The sequence below is a fragment of the Halorubrum sp. AJ67 genome, from assembly GCF_000513435.1.
The window spans coordinates 324,411-331,320 of record NZ_CBVY010000002.1 but is presented as its reverse complement, the minus strand read 5'-3'; the positions used below and the strand labels follow the sequence as shown (position 1 = coordinate 331,320).

5 protein-coding genes and 1 pseudogene are annotated in these 6,910 nt (G+C 65.5%); 2 read left to right on the top strand and 4 right to left on the bottom strand.

Going from position 1 to position 6,910, the window contains the following annotated elements; all coding sequences use genetic code 11:
- A pseudogene (locus BN903_RS03380) lies at nt 1–319 on the top strand (competence/damage-inducible protein A); the annotation flags it as partial.
- Between the two features lie 49 nt (nt 320–368).
- Here the strand turns inward: BN903_RS03380 and BN903_RS03375 are convergent.
- From BN903_RS03375 to BN903_RS03360, 4 genes are all read right to left on the bottom strand, one after another.
- Nucleotides 369–932 (bottom strand): hypothetical protein, encoded by a 564-nt coding sequence (locus tag BN903_RS03375; protein WP_048076371.1) that lies wholly within the window; start codon nt 930–932, stop codon nt 369–371.
- Nucleotides 933–1,021: 89 nt separating this feature from the next.
- Entirely contained in the window at nt 1,022–1,399 is a 378-nt protein-coding gene (locus tag BN903_RS03370; RefSeq protein WP_048076370.1) for a YccF domain-containing protein, read from the bottom strand.
- A 199-nt stretch (nt 1,400–1,598) separates the two neighbouring features.
- Nucleotides 1,599–2,222 carry a rod-determining factor RdfA gene (gene rdfA / locus BN903_RS03365; protein ID WP_048076369.1) on the bottom strand — a complete coding sequence of 208 codons (624 nt, stop codon included), beginning with the start codon at nt 2,220–2,222 and terminating at the stop codon, nt 1,599–1,601.
- Nucleotides 2,223–2,459: 237 nt separating this feature from the next.
- Nucleotides 2,460–4,031 carry an FAD-dependent oxidoreductase gene (locus BN903_RS03360; protein ID WP_048076368.1) on the bottom strand — a complete coding sequence of 524 codons (1,572 nt, stop codon included), beginning with the start codon at nt 4,029–4,031 and terminating at the stop codon, nt 2,460–2,462.
- 220 nt (nt 4,032–4,251) lie between these two features.
- On the opposite strand from BN903_RS03360, the gene BN903_RS03355 reads away from it, so the two are divergent.
- Nucleotides 4,252–5,766: a phosphoenolpyruvate carboxykinase (ATP) gene (locus BN903_RS03355; RefSeq protein ID WP_048076367.1), complete on the top strand. Its 1,515-nt coding sequence runs from the start codon at nt 4,252–4,254 to the stop codon at nt 5,764–5,766.
- Nucleotides 5,767–6,910: the final 1,144 nt, after the last annotated feature.

Genomic DNA, 6,910 nt, shown 5'->3' with positions numbered 1-6,910 from the left:
CTGCGTGATCGAGGACGTGTACGTCATGCCGGGCATTCCGGACGAACTGAAGGCGACGTTCGAGACGGTCGCCGACGAGTTCGCGGGCGACCGCCGCTCCCGGTTCCTCTACACCGTCGAGCCGGAGTCGAACATCATCGCCGCCTTGGAGGAGGCGATGGACCGGTTCGACGTCGCCGTGGGCTGTTACCCCGACCGCGAGGCCGACCACAACCGGCTGAAGGTGACTGCGACCGACGACGACGCGCTCGACGACGCCGCGGCGTGGCTGCTGGCGAACGTCGACGCCAGCGAGACGCCGGTCTCGCGGGACTGGTGATCGCGGCCGGATTGGAGTCGTCCTCGGCTGTCCCGCTCGCCGACCGCGGTCAGTACCGCGAGAAATTCTCGTCCGGGTAGACGTACCCGTCGTCGAGGTCGACGACCTCCAGCGTCGCCAGCCGGTCCAGCCGCGCGGCGGCGTCGTCCTCGTCGAGCCCCAACTCGACCGCCCGCGCGAGCACCCGGTCGCGCGTCGGCACCGACTCGACCAGTCCGTCGTCGTCTACGACCATCTCCTCGGCGATGACGGCTTTCAAGACTGCGCCGTGTTGGCGCTTCGATGGGGTCCGCTCGTCGCCGGTCCACTCCACGGAGAGCGTCCCGTCGTCGTTGACGTGCGAGACGACGAACCCGTCGGGGAGCGTCTCCGTCAGCGCGGCGACGAGCGCCGCCCGGTCGAGTCGCGCCGCGAACCGATACCGATCCCCGTCCGCGGACTGGCCCAGCACCTCGACGTTCGCCCCCTCTCGCTCGACGGCGTCGGTCACCGACGTCGCCAGTCGCCGTCCGATCGCCTTGCCCATCTTGTCGCGCTTTTTGGTTGCCTTACGTGCCTCGCTCGCCAACGTCTCGTACCGTCGCATCCGCTCGTGTAGCGGCGTGTCGTCCATGCGTCCTCACTCGGTGCCAGCGAATTACCTCTTGTGCCCGCGCGCCGCCCGCCGGATTGGCTCTGCCGACCGGGCGGTGTCCGCGGAGATTAGCCGTGGAACCGGTACAGCGACGTGACGTACGGCAGCCGGTTGAGCATCCAGACCGCGACCGGGAGCCCCACGACCGTGATCGCGAGCAAGGACGCGACGTTCGCCCACAGCAGGCTCAGCCACCAGCCGACGAGGAGGAAGTAGATTCCCCGGACGGCGAGCGAGCGCCGCCCGCGCGCCGACTCCGGCTCCGAGAGCGACCGCGGCTCCGCGAGCGTGAGCACCGTCGGCACGAGGTTGATCAGTTTGATGCCGACCGGCAGCAGGAGAACCGTGACGTTGAGCGCCCACGCGACGTTGACGACGATCGGCGTCGCCCACCAGCCGACGAACACGAACCACAGCGCGCGAACCGGAAGCGATCGTTGTGCCATTGGCTAGGGTTGCCCCCCTGACGGTAAACCGGTGTCGTCGCCCTCGACTGCCCCGACTGGACGACATATATCGGATTTAGATAATACCTTGGAAAATTACTATTTGAGTCACAGAGGGGAATCGGTTCTGCCGCCCTGTCGCCGGATACGCTCCGCCTGAGAGACGGACTTCACTCCACGGTACCGTCCGCGACCCGACTTACTCCTCGGCGGCTTCGGATTTTGCCGTACAGCCGCAGCCACCTCGGCGAATGAGTTCTCCAATCGGCACGTCCGCGCCGCAGTGCGGGCAGACGGCGCGCACGTCGACGAGTACGTCGTACCCGTCGGTGTCCAGTTCGTCCGCGCTCGCGAGCGAAGAGATAGCGGACTCAGCGACCGCTGACAGGCGACCCACCAGTTTCTCGATGGTCTCGACCTTCCGCTCCGCCATGCCGTCGCCCGCCGCGGGGAGGCTCGCCTCCCGCTCCTTGGTGAGGTACGTGTGGATCGCCTGGTGGGTAACGAAATCCCCGGTCAGCTCGTCGACATCAATCCCTTCACGTTCGAGGTGACGGCGGGTCCGGGTCTTCGACGATCCGGATTCTCCTCGGAGAGCGTCGTACGCGCTCGAAACGTTCACGCTAACCGATGAGACGTTCGCCTCGCGAAGAGCCGCCTCCAGCACCGCTTCATTGAACTCGTCGGCGAGATCCCGCAGGCTCGTTCGCTCGCCCGACTCTCCCGTCCACGCCGTCTCCAAGTTCGCGCCCATCTCGTCGAGGTCGTACTTCCGGATCACCCGGGCGACCTTCGTGTTCGTGTCGCTCGTTTCAGCGGTCATACCGACAGTTCGACCGCGGAGGTGACAAAAACACCGGTGTGCCGCCCCGCAGTCGTCCGGGGTGCGCCGGCACCGAAAAATCGGAGAATACCGAAGTAACTCGATCCACGGTGCTAATCGAGGATACCCCGAGAACCGCTCCGAATATATTTCAGGATAATTATATTTCATCGGAATACTACGTTCTATTATGTTTAAATGCGGCCGCCTCGTTGACGACAAAACGATAGGGGTTCCCTACGCGCTGACACCGTCTTCCGAGACTGTGAAGTTCAAGATTCCCGTGTAGAACTCCTTGACGGTCAGATGGTCGTTCTCGACTTGCCGTTCGACGCTCCGATAGAACTGGTCTCGCTCGTCGGCGACCTCGTCGCTCACGTTGAACTCGTTCTCGTCGTAAAACTCCGACGTAGCGCCCATGTTCCGCATGACCGTGTAGAAGTCCGGCAGCAGGAAGATGTCGAGTTCGGAAAGGTCGCCGCCGTCTGCGTGATCGACGGTCCAGTCGTACCCGTATCGGTCGAACTCGTCGGCGATCCTGTCCGTGCGAGGACTGACGTCCATCGACTGGACCTCCTGCCAGAACGGCGTCTCTCCCGACGCGTACTCGTAGTGGACGCCGACGAAGTCGTGGATGGACTCCCAAGCGCGGCGGACCGACTCGTTGAACGCCGTTCGAATCGCGTCGTCGATGACTCGGCCGTGCGAGGACAGCAGGTTCGCGAACCGCACCGCGAGCGAGGCGTTGGCGGTGAGCGCGGTCGACTGTAACGGTTCGACGAACCCTTGGGCGTTTCCGATGGCCAGACAGTTCTGTACCCACGCCCGGTCGTGGTAGCCGGACTCGAAGTCGTATCGATCGACCTCCGTCTCGGCGTCGGTGAGGGGGTCTCCGGCATCGCCCGGGGCGACCTCCGCGACGAACTCGCGGAACTCCGTCATCGCCGTCTCCTCGTCGGTGTACTCGGTGCTGAACACGTACCCCAGATCGCGGTTGTCGTACGTGTCGATCTGCCAGAACCACCCGTGATCGCCCGTCTCGACGACGGTTGCGGGGATGACATCGGACAGCGACCGGTCAATCCGGACGTTAAGCGCCGCGTCCAACGGGAAATCGAAATCATGGAATTCGACATCCTGCTCGCTCCGGAGGATTCGGTTGAATCCGGTCGCATCCACGTAGAGGTCCGCCTCGTAGCGCTGCTGACTGCCCTGTATTGCGTTGATTCGCGAACCGTCCGTCTCGACGGCGGTGATTTCGTCGTCGACGAGTGAGACGCCACGCTCCCGGCAGTGCTTCCGCAAGAATCCGTTGAACCGCTTGGTGTTGAGGTGATAGGCGACGTCGTCGTACTTGTCGAGGTCACCGTCCGACCCGTAGTACCACGGCGACTTGCCCTGCGCGAGAATCTGTTCGCCTCGCGTGCGGTGGTCGGGGCTGTCGCAGAGTTCGTCGTAGTGGTGATAGAAGTGCTCGACGGCGTTCGGCGTGTTCGCGTCCGGGTATTTGGTCGGCGCGTCGAACGGGAACTGGAACGACGGGCAGTCACACCAGTCCCGGAAGTACACCGATGCTTTCCATATCGGCTTCACCTCCGCGATGAACTCGTGTTCGTCGAGCTGGAGCGCGCCGTGGAGGACGCCCTGGATTTCCCGGTACGTGCTCTTCCCCACCTGCGGAACCGCCTGTTGGAAGTCGTCGACGACGGAGACGTCCACATCCGGGTTCATCTGCCGGACGCTCAGTGCCGTCAGCAACCCGACGTCGCCGCCCCCCACGATAGTCACTTCGTCTACCGTCTTGTTCATCGGTACCACACAACTCGTACTTGCGGATAATAGGTTCAACGGTTCTGTGTGGATCAATCCTGTAGGAAATAACTGATGCCGTCCGGTTGCCGGACAGCTGAACACGGAGTCGGAGAGCTGAACACGGAGTCGGAGAGATGAACACGGACTCGGAGTATTATTTTGGAGCAAATATGCTTGGATACCAACCTTATTACCCTCGCTCTGACAGCCCTGTACCATGGCAGACGTTCGTGACAGCCCGACAGTCACTGACTATCCCGACCCGGAGACGGCCGACCACATCACGTACAACCCGTCGCTGGCGACGCTGCGAGGCTACTCCTCGCACGTTGAGACGACGACGGACTACGGCGCGCCCGCGTACGTCAGCGAGTACCGCTCCCGGAGCGCGGAGCGGACGAAGAACGCCGTCGACGACGGCTTCGGCGCCGAGGACTTCCGCGTCTTCGAGCAGGCTCTCGACTGGGTTCGAGACCCCCACAACGACGTCGTCTGTGTCGACCGCGTGGTCGGTCGTCACGGGGACGCCGCTCACGTCTGCCGGCTGTTCGTTCCCGAAGAGTACGGCCGCATCGCGCTCGCGTGGGCGAAGCTCCTCGAACCGGCCGAGGGAGCCGACCCCGACTTCGTCACCGTACAGGTACCGGACGCGACGCCGGAGCCGACGATCCGCATCCTCCCGGAAGCCGGCGTCACGACGGTCCTCGGCAGCGACTACACCGGCGAGGCGAAGAAGTCGTTCCTGCGGTTGTTCATGCTGCGCGCGAAACAGCGTGGCGGGCTCGGACTCCACGCCGGCAGCAAGCGCGTCACCCTCGACGACGCGGACGGCCGCCGCGAGGTCGGCCAGCTGTTCCTCGGACTCTCCGGGACGGGGAAGTCGACGCTCACGAGCCACGGCCTCTGGCTCGACGATCCGGAGGGCGTCGAGATGATCCAAGACGACGTCTGCGCGCTCCTCCCGTCGGGGACGGTCGCGGGCAGCGAGGGCGGCGGCCTCTACATCAAGACGCTCGGCTTAGCGGCCGACGAGCAGCCCGAACTCCACGACGCGGCCACCGACGAGAGCGCGGTCCTCGAAAACGTCGCCGTCGACGACGACGGGAGCGTCCACTTCGACGAACCCCGACACGGCCGGAACGCGCGCGCCGTGATTCGCCGTGACCGGCTCGCGAGCGCCTCCGAGGACGTCGACCTCCCCACCGTCGATCAGGTGTTTTTCATCACGCGTAACCCCTTGATGCCGCCGGTCGCGAAGCTCACCGACGCGCAGGCGGCGGTCGCGTTCATGCTCGGGGAGTCGGTCGAGACGAGCGCGGGCGACCCCTCGCGGGTCGGCGAGTCGATCCGCGTGGTCGGCACGAACCCCTTCATCGTCGGGCCGGAAGGCGAGGAGGGCAATCGATTCCGCGATCTCATCGCGACCCTCGACGTCCAGTGTTACGTCATCAACACGGGCGTGGTCGGAACCGACGACCCGGTCGATGTCGGCGTTGAGGAGACGGTCGCGATTCTGGAAGGGATCGCACGCGGGACCGTCGAGTGGACCCGTGACGACGACCTCGACCTCACGGTCCCGGCGTCGGTTCCCGGCGTCGACGTCGACCGGTTCGCGGTCGCGGACCGCGTCGACGGGTTCGCGGACGCACAGGCGGCGCTGCGCGCCGATCGCCGCGAGTACCTCGCGCGGTTCGAGACGCTCGACGAGGATATCGTGGACGCGACGTACTGAGCGTCAGACGACGGCTTCTCGGAGGTATTGACCGTCGGATCAGTCGGCACCGTGGTTCGGCGTGTATCCACACGCCAGACAGCCCAGCGAGCCGTGTTCTCGGGTCACGCTACCGCCACACTGTGGACACGTCGACCGCATACGTTCCTCTGTATCTCGACAGACACATAATTCTTTATCGGTGATTGTCGACACGACTCCGCTTTGGATGGGGACATTAGTCGTCGACCGCGGCGTCCGGTCGATACCCGCGACTGATCGCCTTCCACGCCCCGGAGCGGAATCGGTAGTAGTTGATGACCGCGCCCGGGACGCTCTCCGCGAGGAAGGAGAGATACACTCCCAACAGTCCCAGCGTCGTCGTCGCGCCGAGATAGACCAGCGGGATGGCGAACCCGAACATGCCGACGGCGCGGGCGTAGAACGGCCAGTTGGTGTCGCCGGTCGCGTCGAGCGCGCCCGCGACCGCGTTTGTGACCCCCTGCGGAACGATAGCGACGCAGGCGGTGTACACGAGCGCGACGGCGACGGGCACGGCGGACGACGCCGGGTCGTCGACGAACACGAGGACGATGGGCCGCGCGAACACTGCGACCGTGGCCGCCGCGACGAGGTACGTGGCGACGGTGAAGGCGGTGATCTCGCGGCCGTACCGCTCGGCGGCGTCCTCGTCGCCGGTCCCCAGCGCCTGCCCGACGAGGCTGGACGCCGCGAGTCCGAACCCCCAGCCGGGCGCGTTCATCAGCCCCCAGACCCGGCGGCTGATGACGTACGCGGCGACGACGTGCGAGCCGAACGCGGCCAACAGCGCGAGAAGGGGAAACCGCGCGACCGTCCACACGGAGCTCCGGCCGACCACGGGAACACCGATGGAGAGCAGATCTCGAAGCATCTCCCGTCGGAGGTAGCCCCCGAACCAGTCGACGCGGACGGGGAACGCGCCGACCAGCGGGAGCCGACCGGCGGCGAAGCCGACCGCGAACGCGACCGTGACGAGGACGCCCGCGACGACCGTTCCCAGCGCCGCGCCGACGACGCCCATGTCGAACGCGAAGACGAACGCCGCGTTGAGGGCGACGTTGACGGCCGCGCCGCCGGAGCGGACGACCATGGGCGTCCACGCGTCGTCGGCACCGACGAGCGC